Source organism: Variovorax sp. P4_D9 (assembly GCF_056401695.1).
On the sequence record NZ_JBFUIU010001658.1, the window covers coordinates 1 to 749 of the forward strand.

General features: G+C 61.7%; 1 pseudogene. It reads left to right on the forward strand.

The features are described from left to right. Positions 1-352 precede the first annotated feature (352 nt). A pseudogene (locus AC1DY5_RS57600) lies at positions 353-749 on the forward strand (IS110 family RNA-guided transposase); the annotation flags it as partial.

Here is a 749-nt window from a genome sequence, read left to right on the forward strand (position 1 = left end):
GACCTGCGCCGGGAGGTGCATCAGAGCATGCGCTCGGACCAATAGCGACATTGATTGCTGATGTACGACTTCGAGTATTGCCCTTTCCCAAGAACAGTGCTCCCCGTCGCCTGCGCGCGGCGACAAATTGCTCGAGCGGAGACGTCAGCGGCCGGCGTCATCCCGGTGTCGAAGGCCAATCGAGTGTCCACTACCCAGGCAGCCGGATTGGTACTCCAGCCCCTCTGCCGTCTTTCGACTTGACACATTGAATTGTCCGCTTCGCGGGCCGAAGATGCTATGTGGGACTACCCGAGCGAGACCCGTTTAGCTAAAACGGGATTTCCTTAACTTCTTGCCAAAGGAGATGGAAATGTCGACAACCCAAGCAGTCCCACAACGTGAGGATACGGCGATCCCGGGCGAGCTGTACATGAGCTTCGAGCTCGGTGACAAATCGTGGAAGTTGACCGTCAGTGACGGTCACCGCGGTGCGAGTCGGTACAACGTGGACGCCGGCGACACGGCCGCCGTTGCGCACTGCATCGGCAAGGCCCGGGAGCGCTGCAAGCTCGAGCCGCAGGCCGGGGTGCACTCATGCTACGAAGCAGGGCGCGACGGCTGGTGGCTGCACCGCTGGCTGGTCGAGCAGGGTGTCGACAACATCGTGGTCGACTCCTCCAGCATCGAGGTGAACCGACACGCCAGGCGGGCCAAGACCGACCGGCTCGATGGCGACAAGCTGCTGGCGATGTTGCTGCGCCATCATC